Source organism: Antiquaquibacter oligotrophicus (assembly GCF_020535405.1).
Taxonomy (GTDB): Bacteria; Actinomycetota; Actinomycetes; order Actinomycetales; family Microbacteriaceae; genus Rhodoglobus; species Rhodoglobus oligotrophicus.
Genome location: NZ_CP085036.1, coordinates 117,605 through 144,250, shown reverse-complemented (window position 1 = coordinate 144,250; position 26,646 = coordinate 117,605). Strand labels below are relative to the sequence as shown.

Genomic DNA, 26,646 nt, shown 5'->3' with positions numbered 1-26,646 from the left:
TGCCATGACAGATCCTGCAGCCTCGTCCGCGCCGCTCGACAATCAGATCGAGGACGCCGCAGAGGAGCTCGAAGAGCCCCTCGTTCAGCTCAGTGCCGGCCCGTGGTGGTGGGTGCTCATCCGTGGCATCCTTGCGATCGCGTTTGGTGTGCTCGCACTCATCTGGCCTGCATCGGCCTTCCTCGCGATCGCGATCGTTTTCGGTGCCTACGCTCTCGTCGACGGCATCACCGAGATCATCCATGCCGTGCGCATTCGCAACACAGCTCCGCGGTGGGGATGGTTGCTCTTCGCGGGTATCGTTTCGGTACTCGCTGGCCTCGCGGCGCTCATCCTTCCGGGTCTCGCCGGTCTGGTTGGTGGGCTGTTCCTGCTGTGGACGATCGTGTTCTACAACATCGCCCACGGCGTCATGGTCATCGGTTCCGCCTCCGGGGCTGTCGGCAAGGGCAAGACCTGGGCCGTCATCGCCGGTGTCGCGAGCATCCTGTTCGGTATCGCCCTCGGAATCCTCATCTGGGTTGTTCCGGGTGCTGCGATCTTTGGTCTCGTATTCGCGATCGGCATCTACGCGATCGCCTTCGGCATCATGCTCGCGGTCGCGGCCATCCAGGCTCGCTCGCACGGCAAGGAGACCGTCGAGCCGCAGTTCGCCTGATATTCACTCGAAAGGCGTCGGGTAACTCCGACGTCTTTCGCGGTTTAACGACCGCCTTGACGCAGTTCGCGCTTGGCCGCACGCTCCGACTTCACCCGAGCGTTCTCCTCGTTGACGGCCGCGTGAGTGGCACGCTCGACCACGAGCCACTCCGGCATCTCCTCGAGCAAGCTCTTGATCTCCGCGCTCGTCATGACATCCGGAGCCCCCGCTCGCGCGAGACCCGAAGCGGAGACCCCGAGCTTCTGGGCGACGACCGCACGCGGGTGCGGACCGTTCTTGCGGAGTTCCACCAGCCACTCCGGCGGGTTGGCGACGAGATCGGCATACTCCGACCGGCTCACCGTTCCCTCCTGAAACTCTGGCGGGGTCGCAGGGAGGTAGATACCGAGCTTCTTGGCTGCGGTCGCGGGCTTCATCGTCTGATCTGACACGCCTCAATGTTATGGCGCTCCGCTAGCCTGAGGCGGTGTCCGGAGCCTTCGTTGTCGCGTTCGTACCGGGAGTCACCCCCGGCAAGTGGGCTCGTGTGTGGGGTGAACGGATGCCGCAGCATCCACTCACCCTCACTCCCCTGCCGCAGGCCGATGCCGTCGGTGCTCTCGTGGCCCGTGAGGCCGATGCGGTGTTCGTGCGGATGCCGGCCCCCGACGGGTTTGCCGCGATTCCGCTCTACGAGGAGCAGCCGGTTGTCGTGATGGCTAAGGACCACGAGTTGTCGATACTCGACGCGGTGTCCCCGAACGACCTGACGGGCATCCACCTCATCGACGGGGACTGGGCAGCAGCGGTCGAGCTCGCGGCGACGGGTGTGGGGGTTGCGATCATGCCGCACTCGGTTGCGCGAGCGCTTTCCCGACGTGATGTCGTAGCTCGGTCCGCGATCGACCAGCCGGTGACGCGTATCGCTCTCGTGTGGGACGAGGGGGCGGCATCCGATCTCACGGAGGAGTTCATCGGCATCGTGCGCGGACGCACGGCGAACAGTTCGCGTGGTGCCGCGCCGGTGAAGGAGCAGGAGAAGTCGAAGCCTCGACCGAAGCCCGCCGCTGCCGCGCGACGTAAGTCAGGAACACCCCAGAAGCGCTCGAAACGGCGCTGATTCCTAGGCGGCGCTGATCCCGAAGAGGCCGATGATGAGGCCCATGACGAGCATGGTCACAAGTTCGTGGCCGATGGTGAGGATCGTGAGGCCCGCTGGGCGGCGTTCGAACGCATCGTGGGTGATGACTCTGGCCGCCGTAAAGCCCGCCCAGAGGATGACGGCGGTCACGAGGGTGTTGACAAGAAAATTCCCGCCATAGAAGTTCTGGGCGATGGCTGCCGCTCCCGCAAGGACGAGCGCCGTGATGAAGCTCACCACGATGGTGACGACGATGGGCCCGACGGCGCTGCCCATGTTCGATTCGTCGATCTTGGCGAGTCGGATCCAGCGCTTGCCGAAGACTGCTTTCGAATACCAGACCGACCCGATGATGAGGGTGGAGAGGGTGGCGAGGATCACAGCGATCCAGTTGATCTCGGGAACGGTCATGGCTTCTCCTTGACTGACGATGTGCCGTCACTGTAGTGAGGAGTGCGACACGCCGTCTAGTGTCGGTGGCGGTTGACACTATCGAATGTATGTTCGAGCATGGTCAGGTGACAGCAGCTCTGGCATCCCCCACTCCATCGGCACCCGCCGACACGGTGAGCCAGCTGCGCGCGCGCATCTCGTCGATGCAGGCGACAAAGCTCGACGTCCGCACGATTCCCACCCATCCTGCGATCGGTCGGCTTCTCCCCGAAGGTGGGTTGCGTCAGGGGGCCGCCTACTCTGTGCAGCGATCGGCCACACTGCTCATGACCCTTCTGGCAGCGCCCTCGGCTGCCGGGGCGTGGTGCGGGGTTGTCGGAATGCCGGAGTTCGGTATCGAAGCGGCCGAACAGTTCGGAGTCGACCTCGAGCGTCTTGTGCTCATTCCTCGCCCCGGCGATCAGTGGATGACGGTGACTGCGGCTATGGCCGACATCATGGGGGTTGTCGTCACGCGGCCACCGGCCAGAGCCAGCGATGCGAGTGTCGCCAGGCTCGCTGCGCGATTACGGCAACGCGGTGCGACCCTCCTCGTACTCGGGCCCTGGCCCCAGGGTGAGGCGATGTTCTCGCTCGACGACGGGCGCTGGCACGGTATCGGGCAGGGCCACGGTCACCTCGCGGCGCGCGAGGTCACTGTCACGGTCACAACGCGCACCGCCGGGCGGCCGCGCAGTGCACGCATCTGGCTTCCCTCGAGCGATGCAACCGTTCAGCCGCTTTCGGCGGCCCCGGAGCGCTGGGCGGCGACCGGATGACGGGCCAGAAGGCTCCTCCGCGCGTCATCGTGCTGTGGTGTGCCGATTGGCCCGTCACCGCAGCGCTCGACGCTTCGTCGCTGCCCCCGGATGCTCCGATAGCGCTCATCGATAAAGGCGTCGTCGTTGCCGCATCCGCTGCTGCGCGGCACGAGTCGGTGAAGCGTGGTTTGCGGGTCCGAGAAGCACAGGCGCGCTGTCCTGACCTCGTAGTGCAGCCCTACGACGCTGATCGAGACGCGCGGCTCTTCGAACCCCTCGTCGCCTCCATCGAGGAGCTCACGCCGGCGGCCACCGTGCTGCGCCCGGGACTGTGCGCTGTTCGGGTGCGCGGTGTCGCACGCTACTTCGGCGGCGAGCGGCCGGCGGCGCTCGCTCTTGTCTCACGACTCGTCGAACACGGTGGAGGGCTCGTGCGCGCGGGTGTTGCCGACGGTATCTTTACGGCAGAACTCGCGGCCCGTCGCGCCGCGAACGCGGTCGAGCTCGTCGAAGCCGGTGGGGCGGCCGGCTTTCTCGCTCCCCTCGATATCGGTGTGCTCGAGGAAGGGCCGGTACCCGAGGTGGGCGGCATCGTCACGTTATTACGCCGGTTGGGCATCCGTACCCTCGCTCAGTTCGCCGCCCTGGATGCCAGCGACGTGAGCACTCGATTCGGGGTGCACGGCGCGCGTCTTCACGCTCTCGCCGCGGGCAGTGACAGTCACCCGCTCGTTCCGCGCGACGTTCCCGACGACATCCACTCCGAGGTCGTGTTCGAGCCCGCGCTCGAACTCGTCGATCAGGTCGCCTTCGGTATGCGGCAACACGCCGAACGATTCGTCGACGAGCTCCTCGCACGCCGCCTCGTGTGCACGGCGATCCTCGTGCGATTGGAGTCGGATGCCGGGCAGGTGCACGAGCGTACGTGGCTGCATCCGCGTTCCTTCTCCCCCGCCGACATCGTCGACCGCGTTCGCTGGCAAGCCACCGGCGCAGAGTTCACGGCGGGTATCACACGTGTTGTGGTGCTGCCCGACGCCGTGGACGCCGTGCAGCATCACGAGGCTGGCTTGTGGGGCGCTGGCCCGGACGAGCGTATCCATCACGGTCTTTCCCGTGTGCAGGGTCTCCTCGGCCACGAGGCCGTGCTCGTGCCCACCGTCGGTGGAGGGCGCACACTCGCCGACCGTCAGCACCTCGTTGCCTGGGGTGACCGCCCCGTTGGTGTTCGACAACGTTCCGCTCCATGGCCAGGGAGGCTCCCCTCGCCTCTGCCCGCCACCGTTTTTGTGCCACGGCACGCTGTGCACGTCGTTGACGAGCGCGACGAGAGTGTCGCGGTGGACGCGCGTGGCCGAGTATCCGCATCCCTTGTTCGTATGACCTCGGGCAGCAGAACCCTCGACCTCACCGCGTGGAGCGGCCCGTGGCCGGTCGATGAGCGTTGGTGGGCACCGGAACAGGCGACTCGCTCGTGGCGGTTCCAAGTGGTGGATGCCACCGGCTGCGGTTGGCTTCTTGTGCTCGACGGCGACGGCTGGTGGGCAGAGGCCCGCTATGACTGACGTCGCTCACACTCATCGGGGTGACGGCCATGGGATGGAATAACCCTCCCGTCCCCTGGTCCGAGTTCGAACGTCGCTTGAGCGATGTGAGCCGCCCAGGCTCATCGCCGCCTCCCGGTGCTGACGGCGGTGACAGTCCGGCATGGTCGTACAAGCGCAAGGCCTACGTTCCTCCCGCCGATGTTGGTCAGCCTCAGAGCCAGGCCGTTCCCTATGCGGAGTTGCACGCGCATTCCAGTTTCAGCTTCCTCGACGGTGCGACGATGCCAGAACTCATGGCGGAGGAAGCGGCTCGGCTCGGTCTGCACGCTCTGGCGCTCACCGACCATGACGGTCTCTACGGCACAGTGCGGATGGCAGAAGCCGCTGCCGAATTAGGGCTCGCGACGATCATCGGTGCCGAGCTCTCGCTCGGACTGAACGCACCACAGAACGGCATGGCCGACCCGGAGGGAGATCACCTCCTTGTGCTCGCGCGGCGAGAGGAGGGGTACCACCGGCTTTCCTCCGCTATCACGGCTGGCCACTTGGCTGGCGGGGAGAAGGGGCGGCCGAGCTATCGCCTCGAGGATCTCGCACGCGAAGCCGACGGGCACTGGATAGTACTCACCGGATGCCGCAAGGGTGCCGTGCGCAGGGCTCTGGGTATGGGCATCCCCGACACTCGCGCCGCTGGTCGCGAACTGGACAGGTTGCTGCACCTGTTCGGTGAGCGCAACGTCGTCGTCGAACTCTTCGATCACGGCGACCCCCTTGACGATGCCCGCAACGATGCGCTCGCCCAGCTCGCGAGCGACCGGGGCCTGCGTATCGTCGCCACTACGAACGCTCACTACGCGACCCCGGAGAATCACCATCTGCACGCCGCTCTCGCAGCGGTACGAGCACGACGCAGCCTCGACGAGCTCGACGGTTGGCTTCCGGCTGCAGGGCAGGCCTACTTGCGTTCCGGTGCCGAGATGGCGGAGAAGTTTGCCCGCTACCCCGGGGCCATCGAGAACACGGTCACCATCGCCGATGAACTCGCGTTCGAACTCCGCCGCACCAAACCCGCACTGCCCGATCAGAAAGTGCCACCGGGGCACACGCCGGCCAGCTACCTCCGCGAACTCGTGTGGGCGGGCGCGGCGAGACGAGGGATGCAGCTCTCCGAGTCGATCGGGGCACGCATCCACCACGAGCTCGACATCATCGAGGAGAAGGGGTTCCCGGGGTACTTCCTCATCGTGTGGGACATCGTGCGCGAGGCGCGAAGCCGCGGCATCCTGTGCCAGGGACGAGGCTCGGCAGCGGCATCCGTCGTCTGCTACCTGCTCGACATCACCGCGGTGGACCCGATTCGGTACAAACTGCCCTTCGAGCGTTTTATCTCGACGATGCGCGAGGAAGAACCGGACATCGATGTCGACTTCGAGTCCGATCGTCGCGAGGAGATCATCCAGTACGTATTCGAGAAGTACGGTCGACGCAACGCCGCTCAGGTCTGCAATGTCATCCAGTACCGGCCGAAGGCCGCGGTGCGCGATATGGCGAAGGCGCTCGGGTATTCGCCGGGCCAGCAGGATGCGTGGTCCAAGCAGGTCGAAAGGTGGACTCCCCTGCCCGACCAGGTGCAGCAGGATCACGACATCCCCGACCAGGTGATCGGGCTCGCCCTCGAGGCCATGAAGTTTCCACGCCATCTCGGCATCCACTCTGGAGGCATGGTGCTCACCCAGCGCCCGGTCGGCGAGGTGGTGCCTATCGAGCACGCGCGCAAAGAGAAACGCACGGTGCTGCAGTGGGACAAGGACGACTGCGCCTGGATGGGACTCGTCAAGTTCGACCTTCTCGGTCTCGGTATGCTCTCGGCGTTGCGGTACTGCTTCGACATCGTGGAGGAGACACTCGGCGAGAAACTCGACCTCGATACCCTCCCCAAGGAGGAACAGGGTGTCTACGACCAGTTGTGTCGGGCGGATGCGATCGGCGTGTTCCAGGTAGAGAGTCGGGCCCAACTGGGGCTACTCCCCCGCCTGCAGCCCCGCGAGTTCTACCACCTCGTCGTCGAGATCGCGCTCGTGCGACCCGGGCCCATCCAGGGTGGCGCCGTGCATCCGTATGTGCGGCGCAAGATGGGTCAGGAGCCGGTGAGCTACGTGCATCCGAACCTCCTCGAGCCGCTCGAGCGCACTCTCGGGGTCCCGATCTTCCAGGAACAGCTCATGCAGATCGCCGTCGCCGTGGGAGGCTGCACCCCCGATGACGCCGACCTGCTGCGTCGGGCCATGGGTTCTAAACGCGGTGTCGAGAAGATCGAAAAACTTCGCGACAAGCTCTACGCGGGAATGAAGGAGAACGGCATCACCGGCGAGGCCGCCGATCAGATCTACGGCGGCATCCAAGCTTTTGCGGGTTTTGGTTTCGCCGAGAGCCACGCCTTGAGCTTCGGGCTCCTCGTTTACGCGAGCGCGTGGTTGCGTCTGCACTACCCCGGCGCTTTCCTGGCAGCGCTTCTGCGCGCCCAACCCATGGGCTTTTATTCTCCGCAGAGTCTGGTGGCGGATGCCCGTCGCCACGGTGTCGAGGTGCTCAGGCCCGACATCCAACGCTCGAGGGCTGGCGCCGCACTCGAGGCGACGGATTCGGCGTTCCTTGGCTCGACCGGCGATCCGCATTGCCTCGACCGAGAGCAACCTCCCGTCGGTCCCTTCGACCGTTCTGCGCCTTTCGACACAAACGACCATCGCCGCGACGGCGCCTATGCCGTGCGCTTGGGTCTCGATGAGGTGTCGGGTATCAGCGACAAGGTCGCGGAGGCCATCGTCGGCGAACGTGACGCCCACGGTGAGTTCCGTGACATGAACGACCTCGTTCGCCGTACCGGCCTTCTCACCGCACAGTTGGAGGCGCTGGCTGCAGCCGGGGCCTTCGAATGCTTCGGCCACACCACTCGCGAGGCGATGTGGAACGCCGGCAATGCAGCGCAGGATCGCCCCGAATTCCTCGCGGGCTCGATTGTTGCTGTCCAGCCGCCCCTCTTCACGATGCCTACCGACGTCGAGCGGCTCATGGACGACCTGTGGGCTACGGGGGTCTCGACCGACAGCCATCCCGTTGCTCACCTGAGGTCGGTGTTGCGCGAGCAGGGCATCCTCTCGGCCGATGATCTGACCACGGCGGAGTCGGGCAGGAGAGTTCGTGTTGCCGGTGTCGTCACGCATCGGCAACGGCCGGCGACGGCCAGTGGCATCACGTTTGTGAACCTCGAAGACGAGACCGGTTTTGTCAATGTCATCTGCAGTGTTGGCTTGTGGGGGCGTTTTCGCCGAGTGGTCCGGGAGGCGCCCGCTCTCGTGATCCGCGGGATGCTCGAACGTTCCCCCGACGGTGTCATCAACGTTGTCGCCGATCACGTTGAGCAGCTGTCCATGGCGCCGCAGACTCGATCGCGAGATTTCCGGTAGGTGACGTTTCGTTACCGGTTTGCTAAACAGTGGTGGCAACTGCACGGTACTGCTATAGCCTTGGGCACACGTTCGCGTGCTCTCTAGGGCTGTGCGCGGATGCGGCCTCGACTGTCGGGGCCAAGCAGAACGCTCCTGGAGGAGTTTTACATGGCACAAGGCACCGTCAAGTGGTTCAACGCGGAAAAGGGTTTTGGTTTCATTGCCCCTGAGGACGGAAGTCCTGACGTGTTCGCCCACTACTCGGCAATCCAGTCGAACGGCTACCGGTCTCTCGATGAGAACCAGAAGGTCGAATTCGACATCACCCAGGGCCCCAAGGGCCCGCAGGCGGAGAACATCCGCCCCATCTGATCTTGCTTCCCACCCGCACCGCCGCCACATTGCGCCGCAGTGGAGCGGATCGGCGGTTCTGGGTACCAGTTCAGTAGCGAAACGCCTCGGCCACGGCCGGGGCGTTTCGTCATTCCGGTTAGTGACGCAGGGAACGCCGGATGTAGTCGATGCGCGCCTGCAGCTGTGCGACACTCGCCTGCGCCACCGCCGGTCCGCCGCAGACGCGCCGCAGCTCTGCGTGGATCAAGCCGTGGGGCTCACCCGAGAGCTTCGCACGCATTCCCACGAGGGAGTTCAGGAGCGTGCGCTGCTCCTTGAGAGTGCGGTACAGGGCCGGCGGCTTTTCCTCCACCGGTCGCCCGGATGCTCGGCGCTGCTGACGCTGGTGACGTTGCCGTAGGAGTTCCCGCACCTGGTCGGGCTCGAGTATGCCGGGGAGGCCAAGAAAATCGAGCTCCTCGTCGGTGCCGGCAAACGCTGCCGCCCCGAACTCGTCCCCGTCGAACAGCACGTGATCGAAGTTGGCATCCGATTCGATGGCTTCCCACGTGAACTCGTCGGTGAGGCGATCGCTCGTCTGTTCTTCGCGGTTCTCGCTCTCGAGAAGCCCGTCGTCGAGGAGTTCGTCGGTATTTCGCTCGCGATCCAGCGCGTGGTCGCGCTCGAGCTCTAACGAGCGCGCGAGGGACAGAAGCGGTGGGACGGTGGGCACGAAGATCGATGCCGTTTCGCCTCGGCGTCGGGCCCGCACAAAACGACCAACGGCTTGAGCGAAATACAGGGGTGTCGAGGCAGAGGTGGCGTAGACGCCGACCGACAGCCGTGGAACGTCGACGCCCTCTGACACCATACGAACGGCCACCATCCAGCGGGAGTCGCCCTCCGCGAAGGCCTCGATCCTGCTCGATGACTCCTTCTCGTCGGACAGCACAACGGTGGGGCGTTCGCCCGTGATCGAGTGGAGGAGGGCGGCGTAGGAGCGCGCGGCCTGCTGGTCTGTCGCGATGACGAGTCCACCGGCATCCGGTATCGCGTGACGCACTTCGCTCAGTCGAGTGTTGGCGGCACGCAGTACCGCTTGCATCCATTCCCCACCAGGATCGAGTGCGGTGCGCCAGGCCTGAGCGGTGACGTCTTTGGTGTCGCCCTCACCGAGCCGCGCTTCCATTTCGTCACCCATACGGGTTCTCCACCGCATCGTGCCCGCATACGCGAGAAAGAGCACGGGGCGCACGACGCCATCCTGCAGGGCGCGACCGTAGCCGTAGCTGTAGTCGGTCTGCGAGACCCTGATGCCCTTCTCATCGGGTGCGTAGGTCACGAACGGGATCGGCGCTGTGTCACTGCGGAACGGAGTCCCCGTGAGCGACAAGCGCCGCGTCGCGGGTTCGAAGGCTTCACGGATCGCGTCGCCCCAGCTCAGGGTGTCTCCACCGTGGTGAACCTCGTCGAGAATCACGAGGGTGCGAGCGGACTCCGTGATCTCGCGGTGGAGGGATGCACGCACGGCGACTTGCGCGTAGGTGACGGCGAGGCCGTGAAAACGCCGACCGCCCCACACGTCACCGTTGGCGAATGCGGGGTTCAGCCGCAGGCCGACGCGGTGTGCCGCGTCCGCCCATTGCCGCTTGAGGTGCTCGGTCGGCGCCACAACGGTGACGCGGTCGACAACACGCCGGGCGATGAGTTCGACGGCCAGTCGGAGGGCGAAGGTGGTTTTGCCTGCGCCGGGTGTCGCGGCGGCGAGGAAGTCGCGCGGCTCACGCTCGAAGTAGAGATCAAGCGCCTCCGCCTGCCACGCACGCAGCTTGGCCGCCGTACCGCGGGCTGCGCGCTCCGGGTAGGACGGCGAGAGGTGTTCTGCCGCGAATGTGCCGACCGTGGGGCCGGGAAGCGCGGGTGTACTCACTTGATAAGACGTTACCCGAGCCGCCCGACATACCCCGCGCGGACGACGCCCCGAAATGCTGGGGAGGACTAGTCGCGCTGGCCGAGACGGGGGCGCTCGGTCGCTCGGTGGCCGAGGAGGGCAGCCGGGCGCACGGCGCCCCTGCCAAATCGGTCGCTCGCGGCATCCATCACACTCTCGGCCTCACGCCAGTCGGCCGCGTCGTCCCACAGCGCGGGCGCGACACCGTCGGGGTGGACGAGCTGCTCGCCTCTCACACCGATAAGTCGTACGGGCCGGCCAGCCCACTCCGACTCGAGGATGGACCGGACCTCGTCGTAGACGATTTTGCCCAGATCGGTGGGCTCGGCGATCGTGCGAGAGCGGGTGATGGTTGTGAAATCGTCGTAGCGGAGTTTGAGTACAACGGTTCGAGTGAGCACGCCGTGGCGGCGCAGTCTGACGGCGACCATGTTCGACAGCCTCAGGAGTTCCCGACGGAGGTCACCGGCGTCGGTTACGTCCGTGCTGAAGGTGACCTCGTGTCCGACACTCTTCTCCTCGGCACCCGCGTGGACTACGCGGTCGTCTCGCCCCCACGCCAGGTCGTGCAAGCGACGCGCTCCGGAGTCCCCCACGGCCCGCCGAAGCGTGTCGACATCGGCGTGAGCGATCTGACCGATGGTCGAGAACCCGCGGGCGCGGAGCACTTCCTCTGTTTTGGCGCCGACGCCCCACAACTTGTTGATGGGGAGCGGATGCAGAAAGGCAACGGTCTCGTCGCGAGGAATCACGAGGAGGCCGTCGGGCTTGGACAGGCCGGATGCCACCTTCGCGACGTACTTCGTTGCTGCCGCCCCGACGGAGCACACGAGGCCCGTTTCGGCGCGAACCCGCGCACGCAGGAGTTCCGCGACCTGCTGTGGTGACCCGAACAACGATCGCGCGCCAGACACGTCGAGGAACGCCTCGTCGATTCCGAGGCGTTCGACAGCGGGAGTGAGCTCATCGCAGATCGAGAAGACCTGTTTCGAGTAGTGCTGGTAGCGCTCGTAGTGCGGCTCGAGGATGATCGCCTGCGGGCACCGCCGCAGGGCGATCGCCATCGGGAGCGCCGAATTGACGCCGAACTTTCGTGCTTCATAGGTCGCGGCGGTCACGATGGACCGCGGTGAGTTGTGTCCGACGATGACCGGTTTTCCGACGAGCTCGGGATGGTCCAAGAGTTCGACGGAGGCAAAAAACGCGTCCATGTCCACGTGGAGGATGGGGGCAGTCGACGAGTCGATGACGCCGACGGTGACCTGTCGTTCCCGCCCGTCCTGCTTGCCCATGCGCCCATCCTGTCACCTGCCCCTGACGACCACGGGAGCGACCGAGAGCGGAGTGTGCCCACTGAGGGCAGCGGGGACAACGATCCCGAGTGCGTCGCCCCCGCTGCAGACCAATCGACGCTGTGAATCGATCGTGGAGGCCGCGTGCGGCTCCGGTTCCATACTTGCACTGCCCCGAACGGGGGGCAAGGCGGGTGTGACGGATGCACGACCATCGTGTCCGGTGGCGTGCGAACCGATTCATGAGGAAAGCTGTTCTCCATGGCACAGCAGCATCCCTGGAGCAGGTACGTCGCGATCGGCGACTCGTTCACGGAGGGAATCGGTGACCCCGAGCCCGATTCTCCGGGCGGTCACCGCGGATGGGCCGATCGTGTCGCCGAGGTTCTGAGTGAAGGTCCGGACGATTTCGCCTACGCGAACCTGGCCATTCGCGGACGGCTCCTCCAACAGATCGCCGACGAGCAAGCGGATGCCGCCCTGACCCTCAAACCAGACCTCATCAGTGTCTCGGCAGGCGGTAACGACATCATCCGCCCTGGCACGGATCCCGATGAGGTTGCGTCCCGCTTCGAGTCGCTCATCGAGCGCCTGCGCTCCGACGGCGCGACGGTGGTGATGTTCAACGGGCCGGATATCGGCATGACGCCCGTGCTCAGACGTGTTCGCGGCAAGGTTGCCATTTACAACGAGAACCTTCGCGCCATCGCTTCCCGTCACGACGCGATCGTCGCCGATATGTGGGCGCTACGAGAGCTTTCCGACCCGCGGATGTGGGCGCCAGACCGTCTTCACTTCTCCCCCGTCGGTCACCACACCATCGCACGTATGGTTCTTGCAGCACTCAATGTGCCGAACGACCTCGAGCCGTACAAGCCCGAGCCGCTGCCCAGAGTCTCGTGGCGTCAGGCGCGTGTCGAGGACGTCGGGTGGGCTCGCGAGTACCTCGTGCCCTGGGTTCTGCGACGCGTCAGGCACCAGTCATCCGGTGACCACATCACACCCAAGCGACCGGGGTGGCCAGATCAGGAGACTCCCGTATAACCGACTCGACCCGCTGCGGGGCATGCGAAGGGATCACGCGCTGGCCCGTGCCCTACCTCATTGAGGTATCGGATCACCGCGCCGTACGATGCCGCGAGTGATACCCGTGTGTAGGGGATTTCCTTGAGCTCGCAGTATTCGCGCACGATCTCGGCGGCCTTCCGCAGGTGCGGGCGGGGCATACTCGGGAAGAGGTGGTGCTCCACCTGGTAGTTGAGTCCGCCCATGTAGATATCCACGGCGGGTCCACCCGAAATGTTGCGGCTCGTGAGCACCTGTCGACGCAGGAAGTCCACTTTCGAGCCCTTCGGCAGGAGGGGCATCCCCGTGTGATTGGGAGCAAACGACGCGCCCATGTAGAGACCGAAGACGGCCAACTGCACGCCAAGGAACGCGAAACCCATACCGAGGGGCATGATGGCGAACACCGCAGCGATGAACGCGACATTGCGCACCGCGAGGAGGACGATCTCGAGCGAGCGTTTGTCGACCTTGACTTTGGGGTTCAGCACGGTCGCGAACGCGTGCCGGTGCAGATTGACGCCCTCGAGGAGGAGCGCCGGGAAGAACAACCAGCCCTGCCGCTGCTGGAGGAAGCGCCCGAGTCGGGTTGTGGCGGTCGCGTCGTCGGCCTGGAAGACGATGGTGTCCGGCATGATGTCGGGATCCTTGCCGACGGTGTTGGGGCTCGCGTGATGGCGCGTGTGCTTGCTCATCCACCACGAGTACGAGATGCCCACCACGAGGTCCGCCATCAGCCGACCAGCAACATCGTTGGCGCGACCGGAGGCGAACACCTGACGGTGCGCAAACTCGTGGGTCACGAACGCGTATTGAGTGAACAGCACACCCATCGCCCCTGCTATGAGCAGGGTGTACCACGTGTCTTGAAGCATGACGGCGCCGAACCACGCCGCGACCATGGCGGTGGTGATGGCGGCGAGAAGCACGAAGTAGAACGTTCGTCTGCGTCGAAGCAGACCGGCGTCGCGCACGGTGTTCATGAGTGCGGCGAACTCCGAGAGTTGCGGTCGCAGCCCCCTATCGCCGGTTCGGATGATGGGACTGGACGACGAAACTGACACGTGACCTCAGAAGTTCAGATGACTTCTCAGCCACTCGGTTTCGGGCGAATGCCCTGATGACTTCACCCTAGTGCGACGGCCCGAGGTGGAACTCCGGATGCGGTGGAGTCAGAGCAACTCACCGGGGTTTCCCAGTCTCCACCACGGCCCAGGATCCTCGATTTCGGTGTCCAGCACGAGGGGAACGGTGAGGGACCGATCCCCCACCGTGAACGTGACCGAACCGACCTCGGTACCCTTCACGCCAGTGGAGAGGTCCTCTGCATCGACGGCAGTCTCGACGGCGACAGCCTGCCACGTCACGACGCTCGCACCCTCGCTCGTCACCGCACGGGCACGTTCGCCCCACACCGTTGTGTACTCGGCGAAACTCTCGCCCTCGGCGGTCAGTTGCGTCTGCTGGAACCCGGCCGCGGCCTCGGAAAGCAACCCACGGATGGCGGAGTTGATGGTCTCATGGTCCGGGCCGCCGAGGACAACGCCGAGGACGGTGATGGTCTCGTCGCCCACGACATGGTCTGCTGAGAACAGCAGACACGCTCCCGACTCGTCGAGTGTTCCGGTTTTGATGCCGTCGACGCCATCGATTCCCAGGAGTCCGTTCCGGTTGGCCACGGTACCGATTCCCGGGATCTCGACGACCGAGGTCGCCGCGATTTCGGCTACGACGGGCTGCGCCGTCGCTATCCGCGCAAGCTCGATGAGGTCGCGCACCGTGCTCGTGTTGCTCGGCTGGATGCCCGTGGCATCCGTGATCGTCGTGCTGGTCAAACCGTTGCGCGTGAGCCAGTCGCGTGCTGCTTCGACGTAGGCGGCCTCGCTCCCGAACGCCCACGCTGCGACCGACTGGGCGTAATTGTTCGCGGAGGCCATGAGAGCCAAGTCGAGCATGTGCCGCTCAGAGATCGTTTGGCCAGCGCTCACGGGCGCCACGATGCCGTCCTGGGCGACCTGTTCGGCGTAGAACTGCTCGTCGATGTCACCCATGGTCGCGGAGGGGCCGAGTTCTCCGGGCTCCAGAGGGTGCGCTTCAAGCACAACAAGCGCCGTGACGACCTTGGAGATGGACGCGATGGGTAGTGGGTCGGTCGTTCCCGACTGTGCCAGTACTCCCTCGTAGCCGACGGCGCCGATTCCCGCTGCACCGTACGCGGGAAAGGACAGGGCGGGCTCTACGCCGTCGCGTGCCGGGACGTCTGCCACCACCGCAGCGGTGATGGGAGTCGGTGCGAGCAGCGTGACGGGCAGGTAGAAGATCGCGGCGAGAATGACCGCTCCCCCACCGAATACGGCGAGCCGTCGGCGTCGATAGACGGCTGGTGTTGCGGTGGGCACTACTCCATCGTAAGCACGCGTTAAGCCCAGCCGCCGTCGACGGACCGGCGGGGCGGCACGGTCTCGTCCGGCACGAGGACCTCGGTTGTCGCATTGAGCGTCTCCCCCCGGAAGAACGGCTTGGATCGCGGGAAGAACGACCACACGATCATGAGCACCACGCCAAGAGCGAGCGATCCGATCCCGACCACGAACACACCCCCAACGCCGAAGAGGACGGTATAGCCGTAGTCGGGATTGAACATGTCGATGGCGGAGAAGATGAACGCCGCCGTCAGCAGGATCGCTCCGATCAAGGGGAACAGGAACTTGAAGAACACGTTGTGTGCGCTGGCGAAGAGCTCCCTACGGAAGAACCACACGCAGGCGAATCCGGTGATCGCGTAGTAAAACGCGATGGCAAGCCCCAACGACAGGATCGTGTCCGACAGGAAGTCCTCACTGACGATCGTGAGGCCGACGTAGAACACGGTGGAGACGATCCCCATGACGATGGTCGCGAAAGCGGGAGTCTGATACTTCGGATGCACCGTGCCAAACCGTCGCGGGAGCGCCCGATACGCGGCCATGGCCAACGTGCCCCTGGCCGTCGGCAGGATCGTCGTCTGCGTCGACGACACCGCCGAGACGAGCACGGCGACGACGAGCAGCCACGCCCACGGGCCAAACAGCACGTCTTTGAGTGCGAAAAAGACGTCTTCGGCGTTGTCCTCGTTGCCGAGCCCGAGCCCGGTGGTTCCCAGCCCCGCGTAGGCCATGGCGGCAACCGTCACGCCAACGTAGGTGACGAGGAGGATGAGGGTCGTGAGGATCGCTGCCCGCCCCGGGATCCTCTCCGGATCCTTGGTCTCCTCGTTGAGCGCCAGGCACGTGTCCCAACCCCAGTAGATGAACAGCGCGAGCAGGATGGCCTCGACGAAAGCGGAGGCCGATTCGAACGCGAAGGGATTGAACCACGAGAGTTCGGGGGTCGTTGCCCCTGCGGGAGCGGAACCGGTCGCCACCGCAACCACAGCCGCGATCACGAAGATCGCCAGCGCGAGGTACTGGATGCCGAGCAACACGTTCTGGAGCTTTTCGCCGATCTCGGTGCCGCGGTAACTGATGTAGGTCATGAGGGCGATGAAGACCACACCCGTCGCCGTGACGACAACAGGGTTGTTTGCCAGATCCTCGTTGATGAGGATCCAGAAGTATTTGCCGCCGATCTGTGCGAGGTTGGCGAGCACCACCATGCCAGCCACGGCGACACCCCACCCGCCCATCCATCCCACGCGCGGTCCGAAGGCTTTTGTGGCCCACGTGAACGTGGTCCCGCAGTCGGGTACCGCGCGATTGAGCTCGCGGTAGGCAAAGGCGATGAGAAGCATGGGAACGAAGGCGAGGATGAACGCAATGGGCGCCTGCGCCCCCACCGCGAGGACCACAAACCCGAGGGTCGCCGCGAGTGAGTAGACGGGAGCCGTCGAGGCAAGCCCGATGACGGTGGACCCGATGAGACCGAGGGTCCCGGTCGCGAGCCCCTTGTCGGGCATCCGCGCCGTTCCGGGTTGAGTACCAGTTGTCTCCGTCATCTCGGGCCTCCTCGCCGTCGGGTACGGCAGAGCATAGTCCTCAGGGTGGCTATCCGGCGCGAACTCTCAACGCGAAGAGTGCGACCGCGCTCGCCGAGGCCACATTGAGCGAATCCACCCCGTGTTCCATGGGAATCGTGACAATGCTGTCGGCCGCGTCGAGGGCAGCTGAGGTGAGCCCGTCGCCTTCGGTGCCGAGCAGGATCGCGATCCGCTCCGGCGGGTCGACGGCGAAGTCATCGAGGGAGACCGCGTCGGGAGCGAGCGCTAACGCTGCGAGATGGAATCCCGCGCTCCGAAGATCGTCGGCTCCGATGGGCCACTCCCGCAGGCGTGTCCACGGCACCTGGAGCACGGTCCCCATGCTCACTCGAACGCTCCGTCGATAGAGGGGGTCAGCCGCGCGCGGTGTCACCAGCACGGCATCGGCGCCCAGCCCTGCGACGGACCGGAAGATCGCTCCGATGTTGGTGTGATCGACGACATCCTCGATGACGACGACCCGTCGGGCGTCGCGAAGCACGTCGGCAAGCGCGGGTAGCGGGGGTCTGTGCATGGAGGCGAGTGCACCGCGATGCATGACGAAGCCCGACAATTCAGCGAGGACTTCGGCAGTGCCGACGAAGACAGGAACGTCGTGATCGCGGAGGAGATGCTCAACGTCGGCCAACCACTTCTCTGTCAGCAGCACGGAGCGGGGTTGGTGGCCCGCCGCGAGAGCCCGGCCGATCACCTTGGCGGATTCGGCGATGTAGAGACCGCCCTCGGGCTCTGACTTGCGCCGCAAGGCAACGTCGGTGAGCCCCCGATAGTCGTCGAGACGGGGGTCGTCGAGGGTCGAAATCGGAACCAGGTGCACGGTTTCCCCTCGCTCCGCGGTGTGACTGCCAGCGTGGGGAAACATATCGGAAAAAAACCGACCCTAGGCTGAGAGGGCGACAAGGAGTGTGCGATGAGCCTGAACTCTACGGCTGTCCCGGCCAGCGGTCTCGAGCCTGCCGTCGCTCTGCTCGCGGGCAAGCGCATCGCGGTACTCACCGGTGCCGGCGTCAGCACCGATTCGGGCATCCCGGATTACCGCGGTGAAGGCGCACCGGTTCGCACACCCATGACGTTCCAGCAGTACCTCACGAGCGCGGACTACCGTAAGCGGTACTGGGCTGGCAGCCACCTCGGGTGGAAGCGCTTCGATGCAGCCCAGCCCAACACCGGCCACCTAGCCATCGCAACCATGGAACGCCGCGGTATCGTCGGCGGCGTCGTCACGCAGAACGTCGACGGGCTCCACCTCCGGGCGGGTTCTGGTCACGTCGTGGATCTGCACGGCTCGATGGATCGAGTCCGCTGCCTCACGTGCGGACAGTTTTATGCGCGAGCAAACATCGCCGATCGCCTCGAGCAGCTGAACCCCTGGCTCGTTGCGACCGACGACATCGTGCTCTCCCCCGACGGCGACGTGGAGATCGAGGATGTCGATGCGTTCAGCGTTCCGGACTGCAGCGTGTGCGGCGGCATCCTCAAACCCGACGTGGTGTTCTTCGGCGAACTTGTCCCTCGCGAGAAGTTCGACGAGGCCAGGGCACTCATCAAGCGAGCGGATGCCCTCATCATCGCCGGTTCGTCGCTCGTCGTGAATTCGGGCATCCGGTTGTTCGAGCAGGCCGCTCGTCGGCGGCTTCCCGTCATCGTGATCAATCGGGGCCAGACGAAGGTCGATCACCGCGCGACCCTTAAGATCGAGTCCGGAACGTCGGAAACCCTGGTCGAGCTTCTCGACCGGCTTTCCTGAGCCCCCCGTTCCGGGAAGGTCACCCGTGCTGTTGTATCTCGTGCGCCATGGCGAGACCGAGTGGAACCGTGAGCACCGCATTCAGGGCAGCACGGACATCCCGCTCAACAACACCGGTCGTTCGCAAGCCCTCGCAACGGGCGAGCTCCTCGCTCAGCGGGCGTGGGACGCCATCTACTCGTCACCGCTATCCCGCGCGATGGAGACCGGCGACATCATCGCGACCCAGATCGGGTTACCGGGTCCCGTGCCGGTAGCCGACCTCGTCGAGCGCGCCTACGGCGAAGCCGAAGGGCTGTCAGACCCGGAACTCTCGCAGCGTTTTCCCGCCGGGTCGGATGTCCCGGGCCGAGAGTCGCGCGAGGCGGTGGTCGCGCGGGTTTTGCCCGCCCTGCTGGAGCTCGCGGAACGCCACCCCGACGGCGCGGTGCTCGTTGTCAGCCACGGCGGCGTCATCCGATCCGTGCTCTCCGTCGTTGACCCCGATCGCCACCACGGTCGTATTCCGAATGGTTCGGTCCACAGCTTCCGCCACGAGGGCGGCAGTTTTTCCCTCATCGCCTTCGATGACCCGATCGACGAGGAATCGTTGCGCGCGGCGACCGATGATCTGGATCAGCAGAACCCCATCGAGCGACGTGAAGAGGACGAAGCGGCGCGCGCCTGACTCGATCAGCGCTTTCGTGCGACCGTCTCTCTCAGGATGTCGAGCAGTTGGCGTGCGGCGTCCGGCCAGTTGTACCGGCGCGCCCATTCGGACGATGCTTGGGAACGGCGGCGCCACTCTTCGGGATTTTCGAGTTCTCGCACGGCGCGCACGAACGATGCCGTGTCGTCGGGGTCGAAGAAACCTGCCGCCTCGCCACCGATCTCACGGAAGATCGGGGTATCGCTGAGGAGCACCGGTGTGCCGAGGGCCTGGGCTTCGACGACAGGAAGGCCAAAGCCCTCGTCGCGGGACGCGGAGACGAGGGCAAAAGCCGATGTGAGCGCATCGGTGTACTGCTCGTCACTGGCCCCGCCGAGGAAGTCGATGGTGCCGGCGGGAGCCATGGCGGCAAGTCGTGTTCGATCGGCGTCGGAGATGCGGCTCATGAGGCGAAGACGATACCCGGGAAGGTCGGCGAGTGAACGTGCCAGGAGCTCGACGTTTTTGTAGGGCATGAACGATCCCATGTAGACGAGGTCGCGGGTCTCGGGGATAGTCCTGTCCGGTGGGGTCGCGGGCTGCTCAGTGCCGAGCAGAACGACGTGCATGGGATTGCGTGTCATCCTGTGTTCGGCCATGAGCTGACGTGTGGTCTCGGAATCGACGACGTGGGCGTCGGCGCGATTGAGAACGGCCCGTTGAAAGCCGTACCAGAGGTGATAACCCCGCCAGAGCAGACGCAGCGCCGGATTCAGGTCACGCGGTGGCGTTCGATGCTTGTAGTAGATCAGGTCGTGAACGGTCGTGACGAGCGCATAGCGGCGTCCGCCCGGCCCCATCGTCTGCATGGGTGTGAAAACGACATCGGGCGCAAAACGATTGACGGTGCGTGCGACCCAGGGCTCGGTTACGCCCGTCGGGTCTGGCCCCATCACCCACGGGAGGTCGGGGAGCATCTCCAGCTGTCGCTCATCCGAGATGAGCATCGTTACGGGATGCAGCTTGCCGAGCTCCTCGACGAGACGTGCGCCGTAGCGCGAGATGCCGTCGTGACGACCGAGGCGCGTGTAGCGGCAGTCGAAGATAATCTTCACGCGGCTGCCTCCGAGACGGCCACGGCTCCGTCGCCCAGGAACTCGACGATGGCCGAAGCGGCCTCCCGCGGCTTCTCGTAGTGAATGAGGTGCCCGACAGCGGGGATGATCTCGAGCCGGGCATCCGGGAACAGTTCAACGAGGCGGCGCTGCGCGTCGACAGTCGTGATGGGGTCGCGATCGGCACCGATGAGTAGGGTCGGCGCGGTGATCGAGGGCGCGAACTGGCTCACGTCGGCGCTGATGGATGCCTCGAACCCTTCAACGACCGAGTCACGTGTCGCGTAGCGGCTGAAGTAGGTGTGGTGCTGGTCGTGGACCCACCGTCGAAGATCGCGATCGGGTGATTGCGCCAAGAGGAGGCTCATGAATCGAACGATGAGCCAGTTGCTCAGGAGTGCCCCACCGAGCTTCGGAGGCAGCGCACGGCCAGCTCGGTAATACAGCAGTGTCAGTCGGCTGAGGAACCCATTCGGTCCGGAGAGCGCGGGGGCGGCGATGGGGTTCACAAGGATGACCTTCGAGGCTTCGACTCCCCCGGCTACTGCCGCCGACACGACGATCGAACCAAACGAGTGCCCGAGGATGACCGGCGCGTGCAGTCCGAGCGCCTCGATGAAGGCCCGGAGCCACGCCGTGTACCCTGCGATGTCATGCGTGAGATCGCGGAGCGGCTCGGATTCGCCGAAACCCGGGAGGTCGGGGCTGATCACGCGGATGCCCGAAAGGTGCGCCACCACCGGATCCAGTCCGTGGTGCTCCCCGCGGAAGCCGTGCACCGCGACGACAACGGTGTCTGCATTGGGCGGGCCGTAATCCCAATAACTCGTCGAGCTGTCAAGCACACTCACCGAGGCCTCGCGAACCATTACGTTGGAGAGCAGAAGCGCGTAAGGAGAAGGGACGGGCACGCTCTCCATCCTAGGCAGCGGGTTCGTCACAAGCGCTTGCACGACCGGTTCTAGACTCTATCGATCGCACTCTCCCAAGGAGCTTCATGACCTTCACCGCCCCCATTCAACTGCCCGGGCTCGCGTTGGATCCCCAGTGGTACCGACGGGCGGTGTTCTACGAAGTGATGGTGCGCTCCTTCTACGACGGAAATGGGGACGGTTCCGGAGACCTCGCTGGTCTCATCACCAAGCTCGATTACCTCCAGTGGCTGGGTGTCGACGCCCTCTGGCTGCCGCCCTTCTTCCAATCGCCGCTCCGTGACGGTGGATATGACGTATCGGACTTCACCGCGGTTCTGCCCGAGTTTGGAACCGTTGAGGAGTTCCGCGAACTCGTCACCAAGGCGCACGAACGCAACATGCGTATCGTCATCGACTTCCCGCTCAACCACACGTCCGACCAGCACGAGTGGTTCCAGCAGTCCCGTGAGGACCCTGACGGCCCGTACGGCGACTACTACGTGTGGAGCGACACCGACGAGAAGTATCCGAACATCCGCATCATTTTCGTCGATACCGAAGACTCGAACTGGGCGTTCGACCCCGTGCGGCGCCAGTTCTACTTCCACCGTTTTTTCTCGCACCAGCCCGACCTCAACTTCGAGAACCCTGCGGTGCGCGAAGAGGTTCTGAACATCATCCGGTACTGGCTCGACCTCGGCGTCGACGGAATTCGGCTCGACGCGATCCCCTACCTGTTCGAGTCTGAAGACGGCAACGGCGAAGGCGAGCCCAAAACTCACGAGTTCATCAAAGAGATCCGCGCCGTTGTCGACCGCGAATACCCCGGACGGATGCTCATCGCCGAGGCAAACCAGTGGCCCAACGAAGTTGTTGAGTTCTTCGGAACCGTCGAGGAACCCGAATGCCATATGGCATTCGACTTCCCGGTGATGCCGAGGATCTTCTATTCGCTCCGCTCGCAGCACGCCGGTGAGCTCGAGCGTGTTCTGTCGGAGGTCACGCAAGAACCGGAAGGGTCCGCGTGGGGCGTCTTCCTTCGTAATCACGACGAACTCACTCTCGAGATGGTGAGCGAGGAGTATCGGCAGGCGATGTATGGCTGGTACGCGTACGACCCCCGCATGCGCTCGAATGTCGGCATCCGTCGGCGGTTGGCTCCGCTCCTCGATAACTCGCGTCTCGAGTTCGAACTCGCTTATGCGCTCCTGTTCTCGCTTCGTGGCAGCCCATTTCTCTACTACGGCGACGAGATCGGGATGGGCGACAACATTTGGCTGCCCGATCGGGACTCAAGCCGCACACCGATGCAGTGGACGCCGGATCGCAACGCGGGATTCTCTACGGCCGATCCCGGCAAGCTCTTCCTGCCGGTAGTGCAATCGCTCGTCTACAACTACTCGCTCACCAACGTCGAATCTCAACTCGCACAATCGCGATCGATGCTGCACTGGGTTCGCACGATGATCCACGTGCGCAAGCAGCATCCCGTCTTCGGCATGGGCACGCTCGAGGTCGCAGCGAGCGACCATGACTCGGTGATCGCCTACGTGCGCTCCTATGCAGGCTCCGAGGGCCAGTTCGGGGATGCTCCCGAGACGGTTCTGTGTGTCTTCAGTTTTGCCCACACCCCGGTATCCACTCGCGTGAGTCTCCCTGGGTTCGAGGGTGCCGAGGCGTGGGATCTGTTCGGCGGATCGCAGTTCCCTTCCGTGGACGAATCCGGCACGCTCGAACTCACGCTCGGTTCGCAGTCGTTCTATTGGCTGAGACTGGTCCCGGCGGCTCGCGCGTGACGTACCGACGTTCGTCGGCGGGGAGTCGTACTCTGTGGGCATGAACCCGTGGGGCCGCGTTGTCGCGTTTGACCTCGAAACGACCGGGGTCGACGTCGACACGAGCCGGATAGTTTCTGCGTGCATTGCCGTTCTCGGCGATGACGGCGATGTTGTTACTTCGTGGGAGTGGCTTGCCGATCCCGGGATCCCTATTCCCGAGGGTGCAGCGCGTGTGCACGGCATTACGACCGAGCGTGCCAGGGCAGAAGGTCGAGCGGCGCCTCTCGTTATCGCGGAGATCACCCAAACCCTTCGAACCCTGCAGGGGCTCGGCCTTCCGCTCGTTGTGTACAACGCGCCGTACGACCTCAGCCTCCTTGACCGTGAGTGCCGCAGATACGGCGTTCCGGTATTGGACCAGCCCTTCCCCGTTCTCGATCCACTGGTGCTCGACAAGGCGGTGGACAGGTACCGCAAGGGCAAGCGCACGCTCGAAGCAACTGCCGATGCCTACGGTGTCGAACTCACCGACGCGCACGATGCGAGTTCGGATGCCATCGCCGCTGGTCGAGTCGCCATGGCTCTTGCACGTGCATACCCGGACGAGCTTGATCGTCCTGCCGCGGAACTACACGCCGCCCAGGTCGAGTGGTATCGGGAGCAGGCACTGCGGTTCCAGGAGTACATCCGCACGTCGAAGGGCGAAGAGGACTACGTCGCCCCCCAGCAGTGGCCACTCCAGCTCCTCAGTCACCCCGGCTCATTCACCGACACCCAGCCCATTCCCGCCCCCGCGCCGCGGCCGAGTCTGACGGTGCCCATCATCGACATCTATTCGACCGGTGTGCTTTCGCTGGAGGCGCTGGCCGCATCGACACGATCAGCGTACGCGTCCGCGCCACCGCCGAGCCTTCCCCGCGACTCTGAGCCGCCCGTTGTGCCCCAGCCTCACACGCACGTTGCCGAGGTTGTGACGATCTCCCCGTCGACACGTGCCCCGCGCAGACCGACTGTGCTGCGGGTTGCTGCCGGGATCGTGACGGATTCCACGGGTCGCACCCTCGTCGTCCGTAAACGCGGGACTACTGCGTTCATGCAGGCCGGCGGAAAGATCGAGGCCGGCGAGAGCGCGCTCGCGGCGCTCACGCGGGAGCTCCTCGAGGAGGTGGGTATCGAACTAGACCCCGATGCCACCGAGTATCTCGGAAGCTTCCGTGCTGAGGCTGCCAACGAGCCGAACACGGTTATCCGTGCCGAAGTGTTTGCTTTGGCCACCGACGGCGTCGTCACTCCTTCAGCGGAGATCGAGGAAGCGCTGTGGATCGAATCGCTCGACAACGCCGGAGTCGAACTTGCGCCGCTGACTCGCGACACGATCCTCCCGCTGTGGGTGCAGCGCAGATCGGCGCTCTTCTAACGCACCCTTAACGACGCGAGGGGCATGAGAACCAACTGGTTCCCATGCCCCTCACGCGTGTGACGACTACTTGCCGCCGAATGCCTTGTAGCGCGAGTTGAACTTCTCGACGCGACCGGCGGAGTCGAGGATGCGCTGCTTGCCGGTGTAGAACGGGTGCGACTCGGAGGAGATCTCGACGTCGATCACCGGGTAGGTGTTGCCGTCCTCCCACTCGATCGTCTTGTCGCTCGTGACGGTGGAACGCGTCAGGAAGGTGGCGCCCGACGCGAGGTCGCGGAACACGACAGCTGCGTAGTCCGGGTGAATTTCGGTCTTCATGGTTGTTCCCTGTAGATCTCGGTGTGGTTTCGTTGAAGTCTTCGTGGCGCGCGACAGTGCGGCGAGCCGACTGTCAATCGTATCAGAAGTGGTGCCCGATCACGCTGCGCGGGCGGTGAAACGCCCGTCGTCGCTCGACACGACGAGCGGTAGTCCGAAGACGGAACTGAGGTTCTCGGACGTAACGACTTCGGGCGTTGTGCCCTCGGCCTGGATTTCTCCCCCGCCGAGGAGAAGTGCGTGGGTGAATCCGCGGGGAATCTCTTCGACGTGGTGGGTGACCATGACGATGGCTGGTGCATCCGGCGCGCTCGCGAAACCACCGAGAAGCTCGATGAGTTCCTCGCGAGAACCGAGGTCGAGGCTGGCGGCCGGCTCATCCAAGAGGAGCAACTCGGGGTCGGTCATGATGGCTCGAGCGATTTGCACACGCTTCTGCTCACCGTCGGAGAGGTCGCCAAAACGTCGCTCCGCGAGGTGGTCGAGCTTCCACTCCGAAAGAACACGTCGTGCGCGGCGAACGTCGACCTCGTCGTACTCCTCGTTCCAGCGTCCGGTCACAGAAAAAGCGGCGGTCAACACAACATCGAGCACTTGCTCCGTACGCGGTAAACGCTTTGCCATAGCGCTCGAAGCAAATCCAACGCGTGGCCGGAGCTCAAAAACATCCGTGCGTCCGAGCTCGTCGTCGAGTACCGTGACCTCGCCCGCGGTCGGATGGAGCTGCGCGGCGGCCAACTGCAGGAGTGTGGTCTTTCCTGCGCCGTTCGGGCCCAGGATCACCCAGCGCTCGGCGGCATCGACCTTCCAGGAGATCGACGAGAGGATGCGATTGCCCTCCCGCACTACGGACACGTCGTTGAACTCGAGAACGCTCGTCATGATGCGTCAAGCCTACGGTGTGCTGGCTGCTCAGGCCGTGAGGCGACCGTAGATGTCGATAGTACGTTCGGCAATCGTTGACCAACTGAACTCGCGTTGCGCGCGGTCGCGCCCCGCTTCGCCCATCCGTCGCGCGCGCTCGGGGTCGGAGACGACCTCCGTGAGAATCGAGGCAAGATCGGCGACGAACCGGTCGGGATCGCGAGGTGTTCCGGTCCCGTCCTCTACCTGGTCGATGGGAACGAGACGGCCAGTGACGCCGTCGTCGACAACTTCGGGTATCCCGCCCGTGGCCGTGCCCACGACGGGAGCGCCGCATGCCATCGCCTCTAGGTTAACGATTCCGAGCGGTTCGTACACCGACGGGCAGACGAATGTTGTCGCAGCGGTCAGGATCGCCGAGAGGGTGGGTTGGGGCAGTAGCTCTTCGATCCAGATCACGCCCGACCGTTCCGCCTGCAGCGCTGCCACCCCCGCTTGCACTTCCGCGAGGATTTCCGGCGTGTCCGGCGCACCCGCGCACAACACGATCTGCACGTCAGCGGGCAGCAGACGTGCAGCCCGCAGGAGGTAGGGCAGGCCCTTCTGACGAGTGATGCGACCGACGAAGACGACAGAGGGTCGATCCGGGTCGATGCCGTAACGCCGGACCGTGTCAAGGTCGTGTGTGGGTTTCCACCGTTCGGGATCGATGCCGTTGTGGATGACGTGGACGCGACCCTCATCGAGTCGTGGGTAGGAACGAAGGATGTCCCGCCGCATGCCGTCGCTTACCGCGATGATGCCAGCAGCAGACGTAAACGCATCCTCCTCGATCCAGCTCGAGACGCGGTAGCCGCCGCCCAACTGCTCGGCCTTCCACGGCCGCAGCGGCTCGAGACTGTGCGCGGTGATGACGTGAGGGATGCCGTGCAGCATGCTCGCCAGGTGACCCGCGGCGTTGGCGTACCAGGTGTGGGAGTGCACGATGTCGGCGCCCGCGACGTCCTGCGCGATGACGGTGTCGATGCCGAGCGTCTGCAATGCGGGGTTCGCCCCCGCGAGCTCCCCTGGAACGTCGTACGCCACAACATCCGGCTCGTCCCGAGGTGAACCGAAACACCGCACGGTTACGTCGATCGATTCGCGAAGGGCGCGGACGAGTTCGGTGACGTGAACCCCGGCTCCCCCGTAGATCGCGGGCGGATACTCCTTGGTCACGACGTCGACGCGCATGACTTG

General features: G+C 64.8%; 24 protein-coding genes. 11 read left to right on the top strand and 13 right to left on the bottom strand.

Annotated features, from left to right (window positions below):
* Positions 1–4 precede the first annotated feature (4 nt).
* A complete protein-coding gene (locus LH407_RS00665) occupies positions 5–658 on the top strand; it encodes an HdeD family acid-resistance protein (RefSeq protein ID WP_322133213.1) in 654 nt (217 codons plus the stop codon).
* 44 nt (positions 659–702) lie between these two features.
* Here the strand turns inward: LH407_RS00665 and LH407_RS00660 are convergent, their stop codons facing one another.
* Positions 703–1,077, bottom strand: coding sequence for a DUF5997 family protein (locus LH407_RS00660; protein WP_322134922.1), 375 nt, complete (start codon positions 1,075–1,077; stop codon positions 703–705).
* A gap of 50 nt (positions 1,078–1,127) precedes the next feature.
* On the opposite strand from LH407_RS00660, the gene LH407_RS00655 reads away from it, so the two are divergent.
* Positions 1,128–1,760: a LysR family transcriptional regulator substrate-binding protein gene (locus LH407_RS00655; protein ID WP_322133214.1), complete on the top strand. Its 633-nt coding sequence runs from the start codon at positions 1,128–1,130 to the stop codon at positions 1,758–1,760.
* 3 nt (positions 1,761–1,763) lie between these two features.
* On the opposite strand, the gene LH407_RS00650 is transcribed toward LH407_RS00655, so the two are convergent.
* On the bottom strand, positions 1,764–2,192 hold the full coding sequence (locus LH407_RS00650) for a DUF1761 domain-containing protein (RefSeq protein ID WP_322133215.1): 429 nt from the start codon (positions 2,190–2,192) through the stop codon (positions 1,764–1,766).
* A 107-nt stretch (positions 2,193–2,299) separates the two neighbouring features.
* Between LH407_RS00650 and LH407_RS00645 the strand changes: the two genes are divergently transcribed.
* The 4 genes from LH407_RS00645 (at position 2,300) to LH407_RS00630 (ending at position 8,339) form a co-directional block, all read left to right on the top strand.
* The gene (locus tag LH407_RS00645; RefSeq protein ID WP_322133216.1) at positions 2,300–2,992 is read left to right on the top strand and encodes a hypothetical protein; all 693 of its coding nucleotides are present in this window, start codon (positions 2,300–2,302) and stop codon (positions 2,990–2,992) included.
* Positions 2,989–4,539 (top strand): DNA polymerase Y family protein, encoded by a 1,551-nt coding sequence (locus LH407_RS00640; protein ID WP_322133217.1) that lies wholly within the window; start codon positions 2,989–2,991, stop codon positions 4,537–4,539. Before LH407_RS00645 ends, LH407_RS00640 begins: the two co-directional genes overlap by 4 nt.
* Before the next feature lie 29 nt (positions 4,540–4,568).
* A complete protein-coding gene (locus LH407_RS00635) occupies positions 4,569–7,985 on the top strand; it encodes an error-prone DNA polymerase (RefSeq protein WP_322134923.1) in 3,417 nt (1,138 codons plus the stop codon).
* 150 nt (positions 7,986–8,135) lie between these two features.
* Positions 8,136–8,339 carry a cold-shock protein gene (locus LH407_RS00630; protein WP_179496868.1) on the top strand — a complete coding sequence of 68 codons (204 nt, stop codon included), beginning with the start codon at positions 8,136–8,138 and terminating at the stop codon, positions 8,337–8,339.
* A gap of 118 nt (positions 8,340–8,457) precedes the next feature.
* On the opposite strand, the gene LH407_RS00625 is transcribed toward LH407_RS00630, so the two are convergent.
* Both LH407_RS00625 and dinB read right to left on the bottom strand, forming a co-directional pair.
* Positions 8,458–10,230, bottom strand: coding sequence for a DEAD/DEAH box helicase (locus LH407_RS00625; protein ID WP_322133218.1), 1,773 nt, complete (start codon positions 10,228–10,230; stop codon positions 8,458–8,460).
* A gap of 68 nt (positions 10,231–10,298) precedes the next feature.
* Positions 10,299–11,543: a DNA polymerase IV gene (gene dinB / locus LH407_RS00620; protein WP_322133219.1), complete on the bottom strand. Its 1,245-nt coding sequence runs from the start codon at positions 11,541–11,543 to the stop codon at positions 10,299–10,301.
* 261 nt (positions 11,544–11,804) lie between these two features.
* Here dinB and LH407_RS00615 point away from each other — a divergent pair, with 261 nt between their 5' ends.
* Positions 11,805–12,587, top strand: a complete 783-nt coding sequence (locus LH407_RS00615) for an SGNH/GDSL hydrolase family protein (protein WP_322133220.1) — start codon at positions 11,805–11,807, stop codon at positions 12,585–12,587.
* On the opposite strand, the gene LH407_RS00610 is transcribed toward LH407_RS00615, so the two are convergent.
* From LH407_RS00610 to LH407_RS00595, 4 genes are all read right to left on the bottom strand, one after another.
* Complete coding sequence (locus tag LH407_RS00610) at positions 12,569–13,591, bottom strand: fatty acid desaturase family protein (protein ID WP_322133221.1); 1,023 nt, start codon at positions 13,589–13,591, stop codon at positions 12,569–12,571. The genes LH407_RS00615 and LH407_RS00610 overlap by 19 nt on opposite strands.
* Positions 13,592–13,780: 189 nt before the next feature.
* Positions 13,781–15,007, bottom strand: coding sequence for a D-alanyl-D-alanine carboxypeptidase family protein (locus LH407_RS00605; protein ID WP_322133222.1), 1,227 nt, complete (start codon positions 15,005–15,007; stop codon positions 13,781–13,783).
* A 20-nt stretch (positions 15,008–15,027) separates the two neighbouring features.
* Entirely contained in the window at positions 15,028–16,581 is a 1,554-nt protein-coding gene (locus tag LH407_RS00600) for an APC family permease (RefSeq protein ID WP_322133223.1), read from the bottom strand.
* 49 nt (positions 16,582–16,630) lie between these two features.
* Entirely contained in the window at positions 16,631–17,440 is an 810-nt protein-coding gene (locus tag LH407_RS00595; protein ID WP_322133224.1) for a TrmH family RNA methyltransferase, read from the bottom strand.
* A 93-nt stretch (positions 17,441–17,533) separates the two neighbouring features.
* Between LH407_RS00595 and LH407_RS00590 the strand changes: the two genes are divergently transcribed.
* Complete coding sequence (locus LH407_RS00590) at positions 17,534–18,370, top strand: NAD-dependent protein deacetylase (RefSeq protein ID WP_322133225.1); 837 nt, start codon at positions 17,534–17,536, stop codon at positions 18,368–18,370.
* 25 nt (positions 18,371–18,395) lie between these two features.
* Positions 18,396–19,037 carry a histidine phosphatase family protein gene (locus LH407_RS00585; RefSeq protein ID WP_322133226.1) on the top strand — a complete coding sequence of 214 codons (642 nt, stop codon included), beginning with the start codon at positions 18,396–18,398 and terminating at the stop codon, positions 19,035–19,037.
* A 5-nt stretch (positions 19,038–19,042) separates the two neighbouring features.
* Here LH407_RS00585 and LH407_RS00580 read toward each other — a convergent pair whose 3' ends face one another.
* Positions 19,043–20,113, bottom strand: a complete 1,071-nt coding sequence (locus LH407_RS00580) for a glycosyltransferase family 4 protein (RefSeq protein WP_322133227.1) — start codon at positions 20,111–20,113, stop codon at positions 19,043–19,045.
* Positions 20,110–21,024, bottom strand: coding sequence for an alpha/beta fold hydrolase (locus tag LH407_RS00575; RefSeq protein WP_322133228.1), 915 nt, complete (start codon positions 21,022–21,024; stop codon positions 20,110–20,112). Before LH407_RS00575 ends, LH407_RS00580 begins: the two co-directional genes overlap by 4 nt.
* Before the next feature lie 86 nt (positions 21,025–21,110).
* Here LH407_RS00575 and treS point away from each other — a divergent pair, with 86 nt between their 5' ends.
* Positions 21,111–22,823, top strand: a complete 1,713-nt coding sequence (gene treS, locus LH407_RS00570; RefSeq protein ID WP_322133229.1) for a maltose alpha-D-glucosyltransferase — start codon at positions 21,111–21,113, stop codon at positions 22,821–22,823.
* A 40-nt stretch (positions 22,824–22,863) separates the two neighbouring features.
* On the top strand, positions 22,864–24,222 hold the full coding sequence (locus LH407_RS00565) for an exonuclease domain-containing protein (protein ID WP_322133230.1): 1,359 nt from the start codon (positions 22,864–22,866) through the stop codon (positions 24,220–24,222).
* 66 nt (positions 24,223–24,288) lie between these two features.
* On the opposite strand, the gene LH407_RS00560 is transcribed toward LH407_RS00565, so the two are convergent.
* The 3 genes from LH407_RS00560 to glgA all read right to left on the bottom strand — a co-directional run bounded on the left by LH407_RS00560 (position 24,289) and on the right by glgA (position 26,640).
* A complete protein-coding gene (locus tag LH407_RS00560) occupies positions 24,289–24,543 on the bottom strand; it encodes a type B 50S ribosomal protein L31 (protein ID WP_322133231.1) in 255 nt (84 codons plus the stop codon).
* Positions 24,544–24,642: 99 nt separating this feature from the next.
* On the bottom strand, positions 24,643–25,425 hold the full coding sequence (locus LH407_RS00555) for an ABC transporter ATP-binding protein (protein ID WP_322133232.1): 783 nt from the start codon (positions 25,423–25,425) through the stop codon (positions 24,643–24,645).
* A 30-nt stretch (positions 25,426–25,455) separates the two neighbouring features.
* A complete protein-coding gene (glgA, locus tag LH407_RS00550) occupies positions 25,456–26,640 on the bottom strand; it encodes a glycogen synthase (RefSeq protein WP_322133233.1) in 1,185 nt (394 codons plus the stop codon).
* Between the last annotated feature and the right edge of the window lie 6 nt (positions 26,641–26,646).

Excerpts from the sequence above, each read along its gene's own strand:
- LH407_RS00665 (WP_322133213.1), top strand. The coding sequence starts at position 5 with ATGACAGATCCTGCAGCCTCGTCCGCGCCGCTCGACAATCAGATCGAG.
- LH407_RS00660 (WP_322134922.1), bottom strand. The coding sequence starts at position 1,077 with ATGAAGCCCGCGACCGCAGCCAAGAAGCTCGGTATCTACCTCCCTGCG.
- LH407_RS00650 (WP_322133215.1), bottom strand. The coding sequence starts at position 2,192 with ATGACCGTTCCCGAGATCAACTGGATCGCTGTGATCCTCGCCACCCTC.
- LH407_RS00640 (WP_322133217.1), top strand. The coding sequence starts at position 2,989 with ATGACGGGCCAGAAGGCTCCTCCGCGCGTCATCGTGCTGTGGTGTGCC.
- LH407_RS00635 (WP_322134923.1), top strand. The coding sequence starts at position 4,569 with ATGGGATGGAATAACCCTCCCGTCCCCTGGTCCGAGTTCGAACGTCGC.
- LH407_RS00630 (WP_179496868.1), top strand. The coding sequence starts at position 8,136 with ATGGCACAAGGCACCGTCAAGTGGTTCAACGCGGAAAAGGGTTTTGGT.
- dinB (WP_322133219.1), bottom strand. The coding sequence starts at position 11,543 with ATGGGCAAGCAGGACGGGCGGGAACGACAGGTCACCGTCGGCGTCATC.
- LH407_RS00615 (WP_322133220.1), top strand. The coding sequence starts at position 11,805 with ATGGCACAGCAGCATCCCTGGAGCAGGTACGTCGCGATCGGCGACTCG.
- LH407_RS00610 (WP_322133221.1), bottom strand. The coding sequence starts at position 13,591 with ATGAACACCGTGCGCGACGCCGGTCTGCTTCGACGCAGACGAACGTTC.
- LH407_RS00600 (WP_322133223.1), bottom strand. The coding sequence starts at position 16,581 with ATGACGGAGACAACTGGTACTCAACCCGGAACGGCGCGGATGCCCGAC.
- LH407_RS00590 (WP_322133225.1), top strand. The coding sequence starts at position 17,534 with ATGAGCCTGAACTCTACGGCTGTCCCGGCCAGCGGTCTCGAGCCTGCC.
- treS (WP_322133229.1), top strand. The coding sequence starts at position 21,111 with ATGACCTTCACCGCCCCCATTCAACTGCCCGGGCTCGCGTTGGATCCC.
- LH407_RS00565 (WP_322133230.1), top strand. The coding sequence starts at position 22,864 with ATGAACCCGTGGGGCCGCGTTGTCGCGTTTGACCTCGAAACGACCGGG.
- LH407_RS00560 (WP_322133231.1), bottom strand. The coding sequence starts at position 24,543 with ATGAAGACCGAAATTCACCCGGACTACGCAGCTGTCGTGTTCCGCGAC.
- LH407_RS00555 (WP_322133232.1), bottom strand. The coding sequence starts at position 25,425 with ATGACGAGCGTTCTCGAGTTCAACGACGTGTCCGTAGTGCGGGAGGGC.
- glgA (WP_322133233.1), bottom strand. The coding sequence starts at position 26,640 with ATGCGCGTCGACGTCGTGACCAAGGAGTATCCGCCCGCGATCTACGGG.